General features: G+C 63.1%; 14 protein-coding genes. 13 read left to right on the top strand and 1 reads right to left on the bottom strand.

Features of this window, described 5'->3' with window-relative positions; genetic code table 11:
* The first annotated feature begins 81 nt into the window (after positions 1 to 81).
* From JN756_RS29255 to JN756_RS29245, 3 genes are read left to right on the top strand one after another with little or no spacing between them, the layout of a single operon-like run.
* Entirely contained in the window at positions 82 to 1,107 is a 1,026-nt protein-coding gene (locus JN756_RS29255) for an aminoglycoside phosphotransferase family protein (RefSeq protein WP_201021599.1), read from the top strand.
* Positions 1,104 to 1,778 carry an N-acetylmuramate alpha-1-phosphate uridylyltransferase MurU gene (murU, locus tag JN756_RS29250; RefSeq protein WP_201021598.1) on the top strand — a complete coding sequence of 225 codons (675 nt, stop codon included), beginning with the start codon at positions 1,104 to 1,106 and terminating at the stop codon, positions 1,776 to 1,778. Before JN756_RS29255 ends, murU begins: the two co-directional genes overlap by 4 nt.
* A gap of 1 nt (position 1,779) precedes the next feature.
* The gene (locus JN756_RS29245; RefSeq protein ID WP_017847804.1) at positions 1,780 to 2,547 is read left to right on the top strand and encodes a TerB family tellurite resistance protein; all 768 of its coding nucleotides are present in this window, start codon (positions 1,780 to 1,782) and stop codon (positions 2,545 to 2,547) included.
* Positions 2,548 to 2,570: 23 nt separating this feature from the next.
* On the opposite strand, the gene JN756_RS29240 is transcribed toward JN756_RS29245, so the two are convergent.
* Positions 2,571 to 3,545: an alpha/beta hydrolase family protein gene (locus JN756_RS29240; protein ID WP_201021597.1), complete on the bottom strand. Its 975-nt coding sequence runs from the start codon at positions 3,543 to 3,545 to the stop codon at positions 2,571 to 2,573.
* 77 nt (positions 3,546 to 3,622) lie between these two features.
* Between JN756_RS29240 and JN756_RS29235 the strand changes: the two genes are divergently transcribed.
* The 10 genes from JN756_RS29235 to trpE all read left to right on the top strand — a co-directional run bounded on the left by JN756_RS29235 (position 3,623) and on the right by trpE (position 15,379).
* Positions 3,623 to 5,617, top strand: a complete 1,995-nt coding sequence (locus JN756_RS29235; protein ID WP_046381863.1) for a sensor histidine kinase — start codon at positions 3,623 to 3,625, stop codon at positions 5,615 to 5,617.
* An 18-nt stretch (positions 5,618 to 5,635) separates the two neighbouring features.
* Positions 5,636 to 6,265 carry a response regulator gene (locus JN756_RS29230; RefSeq protein WP_017847801.1) on the top strand — a complete coding sequence of 210 codons (630 nt, stop codon included), beginning with the start codon at positions 5,636 to 5,638 and terminating at the stop codon, positions 6,263 to 6,265.
* Positions 6,266 to 6,490: 225 nt separating this feature from the next.
* On the top strand, positions 6,491 to 7,603 hold the full coding sequence (locus JN756_RS29225) for an ABC transporter ATP-binding protein (RefSeq protein ID WP_046381864.1): 1,113 nt from the start codon (positions 6,491 to 6,493) through the stop codon (positions 7,601 to 7,603).
* Positions 7,604 to 7,647: 44 nt separating this feature from the next.
* Positions 7,648 to 8,688 carry an ABC transporter substrate-binding protein gene (locus JN756_RS29220; RefSeq protein WP_057005388.1) on the top strand — a complete coding sequence of 347 codons (1,041 nt, stop codon included), beginning with the start codon at positions 7,648 to 7,650 and terminating at the stop codon, positions 8,686 to 8,688.
* 148 nt (positions 8,689 to 8,836) lie between these two features.
* Positions 8,837 to 10,084 (top strand): ABC transporter permease, encoded by a 1,248-nt coding sequence (locus tag JN756_RS29215; RefSeq protein ID WP_046381866.1) that lies wholly within the window; start codon positions 8,837 to 8,839, stop codon positions 10,082 to 10,084.
* Positions 10,085 to 10,096: 12 nt separating this feature from the next.
* Complete coding sequence (locus tag JN756_RS29210; RefSeq protein ID WP_017847797.1) at positions 10,097 to 10,921, top strand: ABC transporter permease; 825 nt, start codon at positions 10,097 to 10,099, stop codon at positions 10,919 to 10,921.
* Between the two features lie 184 nt (positions 10,922 to 11,105).
* On the top strand, positions 11,106 to 12,254 hold the full coding sequence (locus JN756_RS29205) for an iron-containing alcohol dehydrogenase (RefSeq protein WP_126587658.1): 1,149 nt from the start codon (positions 11,106 to 11,108) through the stop codon (positions 12,252 to 12,254).
* A gap of 84 nt (positions 12,255 to 12,338) precedes the next feature.
* Positions 12,339 to 13,013: a ribulose-phosphate 3-epimerase gene (gene rpe / locus JN756_RS29200; RefSeq protein WP_046381868.1), complete on the top strand. Its 675-nt coding sequence runs from the start codon at positions 12,339 to 12,341 to the stop codon at positions 13,011 to 13,013.
* Complete coding sequence (locus tag JN756_RS29195; RefSeq protein WP_046381869.1) at positions 13,010 to 13,828, top strand: phosphoglycolate phosphatase; 819 nt, start codon at positions 13,010 to 13,012, stop codon at positions 13,826 to 13,828. The genes rpe and JN756_RS29195 overlap by 4 nt, the downstream gene beginning before the upstream one ends.
* A 69-nt stretch (positions 13,829 to 13,897) precedes the next feature.
* Positions 13,898 to 15,379: an anthranilate synthase component I gene (trpE, locus tag JN756_RS29190; RefSeq protein ID WP_046381870.1), complete on the top strand. Its 1,482-nt coding sequence runs from the start codon at positions 13,898 to 13,900 to the stop codon at positions 15,377 to 15,379.
* The last annotated feature ends 3 nt before the right edge of the window (positions 15,380 to 15,382 follow it).

Raw genomic sequence — 15,382 nt, 5'->3', positions numbered from 1 at the left:
ACGCCTCTCGATGGTCTGAAAAAGATGCGTGATAATAAAGCATGACCCGCTTGACGGCTAGCGCCGTCGGAGACCCTTGTAATGCCCGAGCAAGATCTACGTTTACAACAGCTGAAAGTCTGGCTGGATGAGCAGTTGCCGATCCTCTTCAACGCTCAGGATTGGGGCGTCGTACCCCCGGCCACATTGACCGCGGCCAGTAGCGACGCGAGTTTCAGGCGCTACTTCCGCTGGGAAGGCGGGGCGCATACTTTCGTGGTGATGGACGCTCCACCCCCCCAGGAAAACTGCAAACCTTTCGTCGATATCGCCGATTTACTGGCGAAATCGGCAATCAATGTGCCAAAAATTTATGCAGAAGATTTGCCGCGCGGCTTTCTTTTGCTCAACGACCTGGGCAGAAAAACCTACCTGGACGTGATTGACGAGCAAAATGCCGATCAATTGTTCGCCGATGCCATCGACGCCTTGCTGGCTTTCCAGCAGTTGCCGATGGACGCGCCGCTGCCCAGCTATGACGTCGCTTTACTGCGCCGCGAGCTGGAGCTCTTCCCTGAATGGTACGTGCGCCGACACCTTTGTATCGAATTCGACGCGCACCAGCAGGCGCTTTGGCAGCGTGTCAGCGAGCGCCTGATCGACAGCGCCCTGGCCCAGCCGAAAGTGCTGGTACACCGCGACTACATGCCGCGCAACCTGATGATCAGCGCACCGAACCCCGGCGTGCTGGATTTCCAGGACGCGGTCTACGGCCCGGTGACCTACGACATCACCTGCCTGTTCAAGGACGCGTTCCTCAGTTGGCCCCAGGCCCGCGTGCGCGAATGGCAGCGCGGTTATTGGCAGCGCGCCGCAGCTCTGGGCATCCCGGTGCAGGCGGATTTCGACGACTTCCTGCGCGCCAGCGACCTGATGGGCGTGCAGCGTCACCTCAAGGTGATCGGTATCTTCGCGCGTATCTGCCACCGCGACGGCAAGCCACGCTACCTGGCCGACGTGCCGCGCTTCTTTGCCTATATAGACGCGGTACTGGCGGACCGTCCGGAGTTGGGCGAACTGGCGGAGCTGCTGGCCAGCTTGCGCCAACCCGCCGAGGCGAGCGTATGAAGGCGATGATCCTGGCGGCCGGCAAAGGCGAGCGGATGCGCCCGCTCACCTTGCACACGCCCAAGCCGCTGGTGCAGGCGGGCGGCAAGCGCCTGATCGAGTATCACCTGGAGGCGCTGGCCAGGGCCGGGTTCACCGATGTCGTGATCAACCATGCCTGGCTCGGCCAGCAGATTGAAAACTACCTGGGCGACGGTGCGCAGTTTGGCCTGCGCATCCGCTACTCCCCCGAGGGCGATCCGTTGGAAACCGGCGGCGGGATTTTCCAGGCGCTGCCGTTGCTGGGGGATGAACCCTTTCTGGTGGTCAATGGCGATATCTGGACCGATTACGACTTCGCCCAACTCCAGCGCCCGCTCCAGGGCCTGGCCCACTTGGTGATGGTCGATAACCCGGCGCATCACCCCTCGGGCGGGGATTTCCACCTGGATCATGGTGTGCTTCATGATGCGGCGCCCGGTGCCGATAACCTGACCTTCAGTGGCATATCAGTGCTCGACCCCAAGTTGTTTGCGGGTTGCAGCACCGGTGCCTTCAAGCTGGCGCCGCTGTTGCGCGCGGCCATGGCGCAAGGTCAAGTAACGGGAGAACACATGACGGGACGCTGGATCGATGTCGGCACGCTGGAGCGCCTGGCGCAAGTCGAAACCCTGCTGACAGCGGGGCGCTAAGATGTTGTGGCCTGGGACGCTGATCGGCGCCGGGGCTGGCTTTGCCATTGCCAGTATTCCGGGGGCCTTGTTGGGAGCCTTGCTCGGGCAGGCGCTGGATCGCCGCCTGCAACTGCACAGCTGGGCACAGTTGCGTGAGCGCCTGGGCGGGCGCCCGGCATTGCGCAATGACGAACTGTTGTTTGTGCTGCTGGGCCGCCTGGCCAAAAGCAATGGCCGCGTGGCGGACGGGCATATCCAGCAGGCACGCCAGGAAATGCGCGCGCTGGACATGACCGAACCGGCCCAGCGTCGGGCGATTGCGGCGTTCAACCGCGGTAAATCCGGCTCTGACCGGGTGCGCGCCTACCTGCGCGTCCTCAAGTCCCAGCCCCATGCGTCAGAAGGCGTGTTGCGCGCCTGTTGGCGCATGGCCTGGGCGGATGGCCGCGCGGATGATGCCGAGCGTGACCTGATCAACTTGTGGGGCAAGTGGTTGGGCTGGACGCCGCAACAGCTTCAGGCGCTGGCCGCCGATTACGCGCCGGAGCGCAAGCCGGTGGCCAGCCGTGGCGCCGCGTATCAGGAGGCGTTGCGGATTCTGGGGGTGACCAGCACCACCGAGCCCTCGGCGATCAAGCGCGCCTACCGCCGCCTGCTCAGCCGCCACCATCCAGACAAGATCGCCGGTAGCGGCGCCAGCCCCGCGCAAGTGCGTGAGGCCACCGAGCGAACCCGCGAACTGCATAACGCCTATACGTTGATTCGCGAGCGGCGGGATTTCCGCTAGTCATCCCATTTGGGTGCTGGCGGTCAGCTGTCTTTTGGCTCTGGGCTCAACCACCCGCGCACCCGCCGATACAACTGCTCCTGCTCGGCCGAACTGTTGCCGGGCACGGTCTTGAGCGACACTTGCTTGTAGCCGCCATTCTTCAAGCGTTTGGCGGCTTGGGCGCGCTCCCGTGCGGTGTTCCGGTCCTGGGCGAGGTCCTGGTAGAAGACATCCGCCGTGGGGACTTTCAAGCCCGGGGCGAGTTGTTGCAGGTCCGGTTGGCGACCCACGGGGGCCTTGCCCGCCACCATCACCAGCTTCTGCACCTGGCTCGGTTGTTTCTCGCTCAAGTACCGCGCGGCCCACCAGGCGCCGCTGCCATGGCCAAGCAGCACCACGCTGCGGGCGCCTTGGGTCTGGGCGAAAGCGACGGCGGCATCGATGCGCTCGAAGATACGCTTGGCATCGGTCTTGTCCTGTTCGTCCGCGCCCGGCACCACGGCCGGGTCGGTGCCTTCGGCTTCCGCGCTGGCGGCTTGCTCGATCGGTTTGGCGGCGGTGCTGCCGTCTTTGCTGCTGGTGTCGACGGCCGCGTTGGGCGCTTCGATCACCCGTGGTGGCAAGGTGTCCAGGTTCACGTCCGGCAGTGACAGACTGAGGGTGCCCCAGCCGGCATCCGGCAATTTACGCCGCAATGGTGCAATTGCTTGCGGCCAGTCAGCATTTTCACCCGCGCCAGGTACGATAATCACCACGCCTTCGGCTTCGGCGCTGTTGGCCGGTTTCCACAAGGCCAGGAATGAATCGCTGCCGGCCTGCAGCTGTTGCTGTTCTTCGCGTGGGATCTGGCGTTCGAGGGCGCTGGCTTCTTCCCGGCTCCGCTCCGGCAGGGGCTGGCGTTCGAGCGGTTTTTCCGCAACCGGCGCAGGCGCGTCGGCGGCCTGGGCAGAAAAGACGGCGGTAAAGAGGAGTGACAGGCACAATGCTGGCAGTGCCGAACGGTTTCGATAGGGCATCGTTAATTCCCGGCCAGAAGTGATTCCAGCAGCCTAATGGGTTGGTCAGTATTTGTCAGTGATGTGAGACGTGGATCATGGGTTTTCGCTGTCTGCTGGTTATCGGCTGTATGTGCTTTGCCTTGATGGCGGGGGCTGCGCCCGTGCCTGTCGCTGCGCAAGCGCAGCTCTCTGTGCCGCAACGCGAATGGCTGGCGCAACACCCGGAGTTGCGGGTGGGGCTGGTCTTGCAGGCGCCGTATGCGCAATACGACCGGCGCCTGCAGCGTTTGTCGGGGGCCAATGTCGAGTTGATGCAATGGCTGGCCAAGGCCCTGAACATCGAGCTGACGTGGCGCAATTTCCCCACTCAGGAGCAACTGGAAGCCGCCCTGCGCGACGGCGAGGTGGACATCGCCCCCGGCCTGCAGCAAACCCCGGCCGGTTTGCGCCTGTGGTTGTTCACCGACCCGTACATGCGCGTGCCCCAGCGTATCGTCGGTGTGCGTGAGGGCGGCGGTGCGGTGGAATTGGAAAAACTCGACGAACATTCCCGCGTCGCCGTGCGTATGCCCAGCGCCGTGGCCGATTACCTGCGCAGCACCTATCCCGGTCTCAACCTGCAAGGCGTGCCCATGGAGCGCCAGGCCTTGCAGTTGCTGGTCAGTCAGCAGGCGCGTTACGCCGTGGTGGATGAGGCGCAACTGAGCCGCTTGTCGGGCGAGCCTGAGTTCTCCGGGCTGGCGGTGGTCGGCGATATCGGCCTGCCGCAATTGCTGCGGGTGGCGACCCGCCGCGACTGGCCGGAACTGTCCGGCATCATGGAAAGCGCGTTGCGCGCCATCCCCGCCCGCGATCTGGACCAATTGCACAACCGCTGGCTGCAACCCAAATACCCGCGTCTGTCCGAGTCTCCCGGCCTGTGGCAAAACCTCAGCCTGCTGCTGGGGTTGCTGCTGCTCGCCAGCCTGGCGGTGGTGTTCTGGCAGCGTCGCCAGCAACGAGTGCTGGAACACAAACTGCTCGCCGCTCGCGAAGAAAGCGCCGCACGCGCCGCCGGTGCCGAAGCGCTGCGCCTGACGCAGTTTTCCATCGATCAAAGTACCGTCGGCATCCTCTGGGTCAATTGGGACAGCCATGTGCGCTACGCCAACCTGGCGGCGGAAACCATGCTCGGTTATGGCCCCGGCGCGCTGATCGAGCGTCCGCTGGCCGATTTCGACCCGAGCCTGAGCATGGACCGTTGGCTGAACCTGTGGAAACGCGCGCGTGCCAGCGAAGAGGGCCCACAGCATTTCGCCGCCGACTGCCTGCGCGCAGACGGCAGCATCCTGCCGGCCGAGGTGTCGTTGAGCTTTCTGCGGTTTGCCGATGGCGAATACCTGGTGGTCTACCTCAATGACGTCACTGAGCGTCGCCGTTATGTGGCTGCGTTGCTGCAAAGCGAAGCGCAGTTGCGCGAACTGTCGGCGCACCTGGAAACCGTGCGTGAAGAAGAAAAGGCGCGCATCGCCCGCGAAGTACACGACGAACTCGGGCAAATGCTCACCGTACTCAAGCTGGAAACCTCCATGTGCGAGCTGGCCTATGCGCAACTGGACCCTGGCCTGAACGAGCGCTTGAACAGCATGAAACGCCTGATCGCCCAACTGTTTCAATTGGTGCGCGACGTGGCCACGGCGTTGCGCCCGCCGATTCTCGACGCCGGGATCGCCTCGGCCATCGAGTGGCAGGCGCGGCGCTTCGAAGCGCGCACGCAGATTCCCTGCCTGGTGCAAGTCCCGGATAACCTGCCGGCCTTGAGCGATGCCAAGGCCATCGGCCTGTTCCGTATCCTGCAGGAGGCGCTGACCAATGTGATGCGCCATGCCCAGGCGCATACTGTCGAGCTGACCCTGGCGGTGGAGGGCAAGCAACTGCGGCTGACCATCAGCGACGACGGCGTCGGTTTCATCGAGGCCAAGGGGCGCCCGGTGTCGTTCGGCCTGGTCGGCATGCGTGAGCGCGTGCTGATCATGGGCGGGCAGTTGAACCTGGACAGCCAGCCGGGGGAGGGCACCACCCTGAGTGTGACGGTGCCATTGGATGCATAACAATAAGAGGAAACCCCTGTGATCCGTGTACTGGTAGCCGAAGACCACACCATCGTGCGTGAAGGCATCAAGCAATTGATCGGCCTGGCCAAAGACTTGCTGGTGGTGGGCGAGGCGGGCAATGGCGAGCAGTTGCTGGAGACCTTGCGCCATGTGCCTTGCGAGGTGGTGTTGCTGGATATCTCGATGCCTGGCGTCAACGGCCTGGAAGCCATCGCGCGGATTCGTGCGCTGAGCAATCCGCCAGCGATCCTGGTGCTATCGATGCACGATGAAGCGCAGATGGCCGCGCGGGCCTTGAAGGTAGGCGCGGCCGGTTATGCCACCAAGGACAGCGACCCGGCCCTGCTCTTGATGGCGATTCGCAAGGTCGCGGCCGGCGGGCGCTATATCGACCCGGACCTGGCCGATCGCATGGTCTTCGAGGTCGGCCTGACCGATTCGCGACCTTTGCATTCGCTGCTGTCGGAACGCGAGTTCTCGGTGTTCGAACGCCTGGCCCAGGGCGCCAACGTCAACGACATCGCCCAGCAACTGGCGTTGAGCAGCAAGACCATCAGCACCCATAAGGCACGCCTGATGCAAAAGCTCAATATCACCTCCCTGGCCGAACTGGTGAAGTACGCCATGGAGCACAAGCTGCTCTGACGACATGCCTGTTTGCGACCTCCTTCAGGGCGCCATTTGCCCGTTCTCGGCGCTTGCAGCCTGGCGCTCATAGCGGCGCTGTTCTATCCCCGCCATCGCTGTAGGGCGTTCCCTACCCCCAACCTTCCATCCGGCTGATGTGATTCTCTCCTGGCCCCCGATTTCCGGGGCCCCGCCCCTGGACTACGCTTGTGCCACAGCAGTCCAAAATACAAAGGTGCGGGTATGAGCGAGGCGGATTCAAATGATGTGCTGGTCAGCTTTCGTGGCGTGCAGAAGAGCTACGACGGCGAGAACCTGATCGTCAAAGACCTCAACCTGGAGATTCGCAAGGGCGAGTTCCTCACCCTGCTAGGGCCGTCGGGTTCGGGTAAGACCACCAGCCTGATGATGCTGGCCGGCTTCGAAACGCCGACTGCCGGCGAAATCCAGCTGGCCGGGCGTGCCATCAACCACGTGCCGCCGCACAAGCGCGATATCGGCATGGTGTTCCAGAACTACGCGTTGTTCCCGCACATGACCGTGGCCGAGAACCTGGCGTTTCCCCTGTCGGTGCGAGGGTTGAGCAAGACCGATATCAGCGAGCGGGTCAAGCGCGTGCTGAGCATGGTCCAGCTCGACGCCTTCGCCCAACGCTACCCGGCGCAACTCTCCGGCGGCCAGCAACAGCGTGTGGCGTTGGCCCGGGCGCTGGTGTTCGAACCGCAGCTGGTGCTGATGGACGAACCCCTCGGCGCCCTCGACAAGCAATTGCGCGAACACATGCAGATGGAGATCAAGCACCTGCACCAACGCCTCGGCGTGACCGTGGTGTATGTGACCCACGACCAGGGCGAAGCCTTGACCATGTCCGACCGGGTGGCCGTGTTCCACCAGGGCGAGATCCAGCAGATCGCGGCGCCACGCACCCTGTACGAAGAGCCGAAAAATACCTTCGTCGCCAACTTCATCGGCGAAAACAACCGCCTCAACGGTCGCCTGCACAGCCACACCGGCGACCGCTGCGTGGTGGAACTGGCGCGCGGCGAGAAAGTCGAGGCGCTGGCGGTGAACGTCGGCCAGGTTGGCGGCCCGGTGACCTTGTCGGTGCGGCCTGAGCGCGTCAGCCTCAATGGCTCTAGCGAACGTTGCGTGAACCGCTTCTCTGGGCGAGTAGCGGAATTTGTCTACCTGGGCGACCACGTGCGCGTGCGCCTGGAAGTCTGCGGCATGACTGATTTTTTTGTGAAACAACCGATCGCCGAGCTGGACCCGGCACTGGCGGTCGGCGACGTGGTACCGATTGGCTGGCAAGTCGAGCACGTTCGCGCACTCGACCCACTTCTAGAGGCGAAATAATCGCCCCCATGGCTTCACCAACCCTGCACGTGGAGAGAACAACAATGTTGAGATCCCTTAAGTATTCCGCACTGGCGATCGGCTTGATCGGCGCGACCCAGGCCATGGCCGGCCCGGATCTGACGGTCGTGTCCTTTGGTGGCGCGAACAAGGCCGCACAGGTCAAGGCTTTCTATGCACCGTGGGAAAGTGCGGGCAACGGCAAAATCGTCGCCGGCGAGTACAACGGTGAGATGGCCAAGATCAAAGCCATGGTCGACACCAAGAGCGTGTCCTGGGACCTGGTGGAAGTGGAATCGCCGGAACTGTCCCGTGGTTGCGACGAAGACATGTTCGAGCCGCTGGACCCGAAACTGTTCGGCAACAGCGCTGACTACGTCAAAGGCGCGATCCAGCCATGCGGCGTGGGCTTCTTCGTGTGGTCGACCGTACTCGCCTACAACGCTGACAAGCTGAGCAGCGCGCCGACCAGTTGGGCGGACTTCTGGGACACCAAGAAATTCCCTGGCAAGCGCGGCCTGCGCAAGGGTGCCAAATACACCCTCGAATTCGCGTTGATGGCTGACGGCGTGGCGCCGAAGGATGTGTACAAAGTGCTGGCCGGCAAAGACGGCCAGGACCGTGCGTTCAAAAAGCTCGACGAACTCAAGCCGTCGATCCAGTGGTGGGAAGCCGGCGCGCAACCGCCGCAGTACCTCGCCTCGGGTGACGTAGTGATGAGCTCGGCCTACAACGGTCGCATCGCTGCCGTACAGAAAGAGAGCAACCTGAAAGTGGTCTGGAACGGTGGCATCTACGACTTCGACGCGTGGGCTATTCCAAAAGGCCTGGCCAAGGATCGCGCAGAAGCGGCGAAGAAGTTCATCGCCTTCTCGGTGCAGCCGCAGCAGCAGAAGATCTACTCGGAAAACATCGCTTACGGCCCGGCCAACACCCAAGCCGTACCGTTGCTGGCCAAGGACGTGCTCAAAGACATGCCGACCACGCCTGAGAACATCGCCAACCAGGTGCAGATCGATGTGAGCTTCTGGGCGGATAACGGCGAGCAACTTGAGCAGCGCTTCAATTCCTGGGCTGCCAAATAAGCCATGTGGGAGGGGGCTTGCCCCCGATAGCGAAGTGTCAGTCAGAACATCTATCAACTGATACACCGCCATCGGGAGCAAACCCCCTCCCACAGGGGATCTGCTGCGTTTGGCAGAGTGCATTCATTTTCAAGTTTCGGAGTTAGCCATGGCCATCGCCGTTCCCTCGACCGAGGTCAACAGCCCCACCCTCAAGCAGCGCCTGGCGCGTGCTGAGCGGCTTAATCGCTGGAAGGCCCAGGCCTTGATTGCGCCGCTGGTGCTGTTTTTGCTGCTGGTGTTCCTGGTGCCGATCGTTGCGCTGTTGTACAAAAGTGTCGGCAACCCGGAAGTCGTGGGCGGCCTGCCGCGCACGGTGGTGGCGGTGAAGACCTGGGACGGTCGCGGCTTGCCTGGCGAGCCGGTGTACCAGGCGCTCAGCGAAGACCTTGGCGAAGCGCGCAAGAACCAGACCCTCGGCGATCTGTCGAAACGCTTGAACATGGAACTGGCCGGCTATCGCAGCCTGCTGACCAAAACCGCGCGGGCGCTGCCGTTTACCGAAGCGCCGGCCTCTTATAAAGAAGCGTTGGAAACCCTCGACGAACGCTGGGGCGACCCGGCGTACTGGCAGGCGATCCGGCGCAATACCAGCAGCCTGACGCCGTACTATCTGCTGGCGGCCGTCGATCACCGTATCGACGACCTCGGCGAAGTGGCCCCGGCCACGCCGGACCAGGCGATCTACCTGGACATCTTCGCCCGCACCTTCTGGATGGGCCTGGTGATCACTTTTGTCTGCCTGCTGTTGGCCTATCCGCTGGCCTACCTGCTGGCCAACCTGCCGGCACGGCAAAGCAACCTGCTGATGATTCTGGTGCTGCTGCCGTTCTGGACCTCGATCCTGGTGCGCGTGGCGGCGTGGATCGTGCTGCTGCAGTCCGGTGGCTTGATCAACAGCGCGCTGATGGGCATGGGCCTGATCGATAAGCCGCTGGAGCTGGTGTTCAACCGCACCGGGGTCTACATCTCCATGGTGCATATCCTGCTGCCGTTCATGATTCTGCCGATCTACAGCGTGATGAAAGGCATCTCGCCGACCTACATGCGCGCCGCGATTTCCCTGGGCTGTCACCCATTCGCCAGCTTCTGGCGCGTGTACTTCCCGCAAACCTACGCCGGTGTGGGCGCAGGCTGCCTGCTGGTGTTCATCCTGGCGATTGGTTACTACATCACCCCGGCCTTGCTGGGCAGCCCGAACGACCAGATGGTCAGCTACTTCGTGGCCTTCTACACCAACACCAGCATCAACTGGGGCATGGCGACCGCGTTGGGCGGCTTGCTGCTGCTGGCCACCGTGCTGCTGTACCTGATCTACAACCGGCTGGTGGGCGCCAGCCGCCTGCGCCTGAGCTAAGGAGACCTTGCGATGCTGAGCCCTTATATGTCGCCCGTGGAGCGGGTGTGGTTCTACAGCTTGCGGATCCTCTGCGGCTTGATCCTGCTGTTCCTGATTCTGCCTGTGCTGGTGATCATCCCGCTGTCGTTCAACAGCGGCAGCTTCCTGGTGTACCCGCTGCAAGGCTTCTCGCTGCACTGGTACCAGGACTTTTTCGCCTCGGCCGAATGGATGCGGGCGCTGAAGAACAGCGTCATCGTCGCCCCGGCGGCCACCGTGCTGGCCATGGTGTTCGGCACGTTGGCGGCGATCGGCCTGACCCGTGGGCATTTCCCCGGCAAGGCGCTGGTGATGGCCCTGGTGATTTCGCCGATGGTGGTGCCGGTGGTGATCATCGGCGTGGCCAGTTACCTGTTCTTCGCGCCGCTGGGGCTGGGTAACAGTTTCTTCTCGCTGATCGTGGTCCACGCCGTGTTGGGCGTGCCGTTTGTGATCATCACGGTGTCCGCGACCTTGCAGGGTTTCAACCATAACCTGGTGCGGGCAGCGGCCAGCCTGGGGGCATCGCCGTTGACCGCGTTTCGCCGGGTGACCTTGCCGCTGATCGCGCCGGGGGTGATTTCCGGGGCGCTGTTCGCGTTTGCCACCTCGTTCGACGAAGTGGTGGTGACGCTGTTCCTCGCCGGCCCCGAGCAAGCGACCCTGCCGCGCCAGATGTTCAGCGGTATCCGCGAAAACCTCAGCCCGACGATTGCCGCCGCGGCGACCTTGCTGATTGCTTTCTCGGTGTTGCTGCTGCTGACCCTGGAATGGCTGCGCGGCCGTAGCGAGAAGTTGCGCACCGCCCAGGTCTAAATGTGGGAGGGGGCTTGCTCCCGATGGCAGTGTGTCAGGCAATAGATGTGTTGGCTGAACCACCGCCATCGGGAGCAAGCTCCCTCCCACATGGGTACTGTGACCATTCAGCTGTTGAATGGAAGACAACCGATCTCCGTCAGCTACTCTTGTGCCAGCCCACAATCGACAAGAGGCCGCGCACATGAGTACTTCCTCATTCAAGATCGCCCACAAACTGTTGACTGGCGCCGGCGCCATCGAGCAATTGGCCGCAGAGTTGACGCGGCTGGATGTCGACAACCCGCTGATCGTCACCGATGCCGCGCTGGTCAAGTCCGGCACCGTGGCGCTGGCGCTGGCGCATTTGGGCGAGCGCTCCTACGAGATCTTCGACCGGGTGCTGCCCGACCCGGAAATCGCCATTGTCGAAGATTGCATGCGCGCCTACCGCGAAGGCGGGCATGACGGCCTGATCGGCCTGGGCGGCGGCAGTGCGATCGATATCGCCAAGAGCGTGGCGGCCTATGCCGGATACCACGGCGCGCTGGCGGACCTGTTCGGTGTCGATCAGGTGCCGCGCAAGGGCCCGCCGCTGATCGCCATTCCCACGACGGCCGGCACCGGCTCGGAAGTGACCAACGTCGCGATCCTCTCCGACAAGGCCGCGCAACTGAAAAAGGGCATCGTCAGTGACTTCCTGCTGCCGGACGTCGCACTCATCAGCCCGCAGATGACCCTGACCTGCCCGCGCAGCGTCACCGCCGCCAGTGGCGTGGATGCGCTGGTGCATGCCATTGAGTCCTACCTGTCGCTGAACGCCTCGCCGATTACCGATGCCTTGGCCATCGGCGCGATCAAGCTGATTGCCAAGGCGTTGCCCAAGGCTTACGCCAACCCGGCCAACCTGCAGGCCCGCGACGACATGGCCACCGCCAGCCTGATGGCCGGGATGGCGTTCGGTAACGCCGGGGTCGGCGCGGTGCATGCGTTGGCGTATCCGCTGGGCGGGCGCTTCAATATCGCCCATGGCGTGAGCAATGCGCTGTTGCTGCCGTATGTCATGCACTGGAACAAGCTGGCGTGTGTCGAACGCATGCAGGACATTGCCCAGGCCATGGGCGTGAATGTCACCGGCCTGAGCGTCAATGAAGCCGCCGACCAGGCGGTCGAGGCGATGACGCGACTGTGCGCCGCGGTGGAGATCCCGTCGGGCCTGCGCAGCTTCGGTATCCCCGAAGACGCCCTCGCGGCCATGGCCGTGGAAGCGGCGGGCATCGAGCGCCTGATGTGCAACAATCCGCGCCAACTCAGCGCTGCCGATATCGAGAAAATCTATCGGGCGGCGTACTAGCCGTTGAGTTAGGTCACGGTGCGCTGGGCAAAGCATGAGGTATACAATGCGCGCCATTGTGATTTAGCTCAAAAAAGGTGCGTCATGCAGCCCTTCGTTATCGCTCCATCGATTCTCTCCGCCGACTTCGCCCGTCTGGGTGAGGAAGTGGACAACGTGTTGGCCGCCGGTGCCGACTTCGTCCACTTCGATGTCATGGACAACCACTACGTCCCCAACCTGACCATCGGCCCGATGGTTTGCGCGGCGTTGCGCAAGTACGGTGTCACCGCGCCGATCGACGCGCACCTGATGGTCAGCCCGGTAGACCGCATCGTCGGGGACTTCATTGAAGCGGGCGCGACTTACATCACCTTCCACCCGGAAGCCTCGCTGCACGTCGACCGCACCCTGCAACTGATCCGCGAAGGCGGCTGCAAGGCGGGCCTGGTGTTCAACCCGGCCACCCCGCTGGACGTGCTCAAGTACGTGATGGACAAAGTCGACATGGTGCTGCTGATGAGCGTCAACCCAGGTTTCGGCGGGCAGAAGTTCATCCCCGGCACCCTCGACAAGCTGCGCGAAGCCCGTGCGCTGATCGATGCCTCGGGGCGTGAGATCCGCCTGGAAATCGACGGCGGGGTCAACGTCAACAATATCCGCGAAATCGCTGCCGCCGGCGCCGACACCTTTGTCGCCGGCTCGGCGATCTTCAATGCGCCGAACTACCAGGACGTCATCGCCAAGATGCGTGCGGAACTGGCGCTGGCGCGTCCATGAGCGGCTTCGAGCGGCTGTTCCCCGGCAAACTGCCACGGCTGGTGATGTTCGATCTGGACGGTACGTTGATCGACTCGGTGCCGGACCTGGCGGCGGCGGTGGACGAGATGCTGCTCAAGCTGGGGCGCAAGCCGGTCGGTATCGAGTCGGTGCGCAAATGGGTCGGCAACGGTGCGCAGGTACTGGTACGCCGGGCGCTGGCCAACCACATCGAGGCCGAGGGGGTCGATGATGTCGAGGCCGAACATGCCCTGGAATTGTTCAACCTCGCCTATGAAGACCACCACGAACTGACCGTGGTGTACCCCGGCGTGCGCGACACTCTCAAATGGCTGAGCAAGCAGGGCGTGGAAATGGCCCTGATCACCAACAAGCCGGAGCGCTTCGTCGCGCCGTTGCTGGACCAGATGAAAATCGGTCGTTATTTCCGCTGGATCATCGGTGGCGATACCTTGCCGCAGAAGAAACCCGACCCGGCGGCGCTGTTTTTCGTGATGAAAATGGCCAATATCCCGGCGTCCCAGTCGTTGTTTGTCGGCGATTCGCGTAGCGATGTGCTGGCGGCCAAGGCGGCGGGCGTGCAGTGCGTGGCCTTGAGTTACGGCTATAACCACGGTCGGCCGATCGCCGAAGAGTCGCCCGCGCTGGTAATTGATGACCTGCGCCGACTAATCCCCGGTTGCTTGGGAGCGGGCGCTGAGATAACGTTGGCCGACACCGATCCATCCCCTTCTGGAAATACCATCGTGGTAGTCACTCGCAAACTCTGGATGAAAGTTATCAAGGCCCTGGCCCGCTGGCGTTGGCGCGCCTGACTGAATCCTGGCCGCGCTGCGGCACGTTTGCACACCTGACTGTTAGACCCTCATGCCACGAGGCACCTCATGATCCGCGAAGAATTCCTGCGCTTGGCCGCTGCCGGCTACAACCGTATCCCCCTGGCCTGCGAAACCCTGGCCGACTTCGACACGCCGCTGTCGATCTACCTGAAGCTGGCCGACGCGCCCAACTCCTACCTGCTTGAATCGGTACAGGGCGGCGAGAAGTGGGGCCGTTACTCGATCATCGGCCTGCCGTGCCGCACCGTCATGCGCGTGTACGACCATCACGTCAGCATCACCCATGACGGCGTCGAGATCGAAAGCCATGACGTCGAAGACCCACTGGCCTTCGTCGAAACCTTCAAGGCGCGCTACAACGTGCCGACCATCCCTGGGCTGCCGCGTTTCAACGGCGGCCTGGTCGGGTATTTCGGCTACGACTGCGTGCGTTATGTGGAAAAACGCCTGGGTAAATGCCCGAACCCCGATCCATTGGGCGTTCCGGACATTCTGCTGATGGTCTCCGACGCCGTGGTGGTGTTCGACAACCTCGCCGGCAAGATGCATGCAATCGTGCTGGCCGACCCCGCCCAGAGCGATGCGTTCGAGCAAGGCCTGGCCAGCCTCGAAGCCCTGCTGGAAAAACTGCGCCAGCCGATCACCCCGCGTCGCGGCCTGGACCTGCGCCGTCCGCCGGCGGCCGACCCGGTGTTCCGCTCCAGCTTTACCCAGGATGACTACGAGCGGGCGGTCGATACCATCAAGGAATACATCCTCGCTGGAGACTGCATGCAGGTGGTGCCGTCGCAACGCATGTCCATCGACTTCAAGGCCGCGCCGATCGACCTGTACCGTGCGCTGCGTTGCTTCAACCCGACGCCGTACATGTACTTCTTCAACTTCGGCGACTTCCACGTCGTCGGCAGTTCGCCGGAAGTGCTGGTGCGCGTCGAAGACAACCTGATCACCGTGCGCCCGATCGCCGGTACCCGCCCGCGTGGCGCGACCGAGGAAGCGGACCTGGCGCTCGAAGAAGAGCTGCTCAGCGACGACAAGGAAATCGCCGAGCACCTCATGCTGATCGACCTGGGCCGCAATGACACCGGGCGCGTCTCGGAAATCGGTTCGGTGAAGTTGACGGAGAAGATGGTCATCGAGCGCTACTCCAACGTGATGCACATCGTCTCCAACGTCACCGGCGAATTGAAGGCCGGCCTGACCGCGATGGACGCGCTGCGGGCGATTCTGCCGGCGGGCACCTTGTCGGGCGCGCCGAAGATTCGCGCGATGGAGATCATCGACGAGCTCGAGCCGGTCAAGCGCGGTGTCTACGGCGGCGCCGTGGGGTATTTCGCCTGGAACGGCAACATGGACACCGCCATTGCGATTCGCACGGCGGTGATCAAGGACGGGGAACTGCATGTGCAGGCCGGTGGCGGGATCGTCGCCGACTCGGTGCCGGCCCTCGAATGGGAAGAAACCCTGAACAAGCGCCGCGCCATGTTCCGTGCAGTGGCGTTGGCTGAACAGACCCCCCAGGGCTAAGAA

Origin of the sequence: Pseudomonas sp. Y39-6 (assembly GCF_023651955.1) — a bacterium.
GTDB classification, from domain to species: domain Bacteria; phylum Pseudomonadota; class Gammaproteobacteria; order Pseudomonadales; family Pseudomonadaceae; genus Aquipseudomonas; species Aquipseudomonas veronii.
This window is presented reverse-complemented; position numbering and strand designations above follow the sequence as displayed.